1 protein-coding gene is annotated in these 2290 nt (G+C 63.7%); it reads right to left on the bottom strand.

The features are described 5' to 3' along the window. On the bottom strand, positions 1-2005 hold a 2005-nt coding region (locus tag FV233_RS29120; protein WP_147899608.1), incomplete at its 3' end, for an efflux RND transporter permease subunit. Positions 2006-2290: the final 285 nt, after the last annotated feature.

The raw sequence follows: 2290 nt of genomic DNA, 5'->3' as shown, positions 1-2290 counted from the left end.
GCACGAGATCGCGCGCGACGGCGAGATCGTCGGCGTCGTGGCGTCCCGACACCTGCACGTCGATCTGGGCGATCGTGCCGAAATTGAGGATCTGCGTGATGATATCGGAGGGCTGAAGATAGAAGACATCGTCCTGGACCTGCGCGAACCGCTTCTCCGCCTGCTCGATCCGCTGACCCGGGCGGGTGCGGATGTGCAGCGTCATCTGGCTGGACTCGATCTGCGGGAAATAGTCCTGCCCGACGAAGGGGAAGATCGCTGCGGTCAGCGCGAAGACGGAGAGCACGCCGCACAGGGCGCGGCCCGGGTGGCGGAGCACGGCGGAGAGAAGGCCGACATAGCCCGCGTGGAACCGCGTGAAGCCCCGCTCGAAGGCGCCCCGGAAGGCGAGCGCGCCGCGCAGCGGATACCGGAACACCCAGCGGAGGGGACGCGTCACGAAGGTGAGGCCCCGGCCGAGGATCGAGCGCCGCCGCGGCGCCACCCCGTCGACTGCCGGCTCTGCGCCGCCGTGATGCCGGGCGTATTCCGGGGCGACGAGGACGTCGATCAGGATGGCGACGAGCGTCCGCGACAGCAGGTAGGAGGTCAGCATCGCGAACACCACCGCCTCGGCCTGCGGGACGAACAGGTAGCGGGGCGCGTCGGTGAGGAAGAAGACCGCCGAAAAGGCCGAGCAGATCGCCAGCGTCGAGATCAGTGCTGGCTTGGCGATGCCCGCGACGCCCTCGACCACCGAACGCCGGAACGGGAAACCCTCCTCGAACATCCGGTAGGTGTTCTCGATCGCCACCGTGGCGTCGTCCACCAGGATGCCAACCGCGAGGGCCAGCCCGCCCAGCGTCATGACGTTGATGGTCTGCCCGATGGCGACCAGGATCGACAGGGATGTCAGGATGCAGAGCGGGATCGAGACGAGCACCACGAGGGTCGAGCGCCACGAGCCCAGGAACAGCAAGATCGCGAGGCCGGTGAGCCCGGCCGCGATCACCGCCTCGCGCACCACGTCGGAGATGGCGTCCGAGACAAAGACCGACTGATCGAACAGCGGCGTGATCGTCATGCCCTTCGGTGCGGCGGCGTGGATGTCGGGCAGGGCGGCCTTGACGGCGTTCACGACGTCCAGGGTCGAGGCCGCGCCGTTCTTCAGCACCTGCAAGAGGACGGAGTGATGGCCGTCGGCGCGGACGATGTTGATCTGCGGCGGAGAACCGTCCCGCACCTGGGCGACGTCTCGCAGCAGAATCGGCTGGTTGTTCTCGACCTTGATCGGGATGCGGTTCAGCTGATCGACCAGAAGCGGGCTTGAATTCAGCCGAACCGTGTATTGCTGCGTCCCGATCTTGGCGAGCCCGGAGGGAACGACCAGATTCTGCTTGAGCACCGCATTCAGAACGTCGAGCGGCGTCATGCCGATCGCGCGAAGTTTGGCCGGGTCGAGATCGACCATCACCTGACGCGGCGCGCCGCCATATGGGGACGGCAGGGTCGAGCCTGGCACCTCGGCGAGACGCCGACGGGTTCGGTACTGGGCGTAATCGAAAACCTTCGTGAGGGGCAGCTTGGACGACGACAGGGCCATCTGGATGACCGGCACTGACGATGCGGAGAACCGCATAATCACCGGCGGTTGCACCCCGGGCGGCATACGCGAGCGGATGGCGTTCATAGCCGAATCGACCTGTGTAATCGCGAGATCGATACTGACCGCCGAATCGAAGTAGATCCGCTCTGTCACGGTACCCTGGATCGAGGCCGACTCGATCCGCCGGATGTTGTTCACGTTGCTCGACAGCGAGAACTCACTGTAGTTCGTGATGCGCTGGACCATGTCGGTCGCGTCGAGGCCGTTATAGGTCCAGACCACCACCACCACGGGTATATCCACGGATGGCAGCACGTCCTTCGGCGCCACCGCAATCGAGCCAATGCCTGCGAGGAACATGAGAACGGCAAGAACATAGAAGCTCTTGCGGAACTTCAGGGCGAACCGAACAAGATCCATGCGGCCAATCGTACTTTTCGCCCGAGTCCTGCGGATCTCCGGGCCCCGTCTTTGGCCTCGGTTCAAGATGGCAGAATGAGGCTTGCAGTGTGGATGATAAGCGGGCTCATGCCGTGCTCCACAACGATATAAGTCACTCTCGACAGTGCTTCGAATGAATTCGCTCTTACATCTTGAAGCAATTTTTAGTTTGGAAAAAAGAAGCGATCGATCTTTCAAAAATTGCGGCGCGGGTGGCGCTCGTGTCCCCGGTGCCTGAGCCACATACGGGCAACGGATTTAGGT

Origin of the sequence: Methylobacterium sp. WL7, assembly GCF_008040085.1 — a bacterium.
Lineage (GTDB): Bacteria > Pseudomonadota > Alphaproteobacteria > Rhizobiales > Beijerinckiaceae > Methylobacterium > Methylobacterium mesophilicum.
This window is presented reverse-complemented; position numbering and strand designations above follow the sequence as displayed.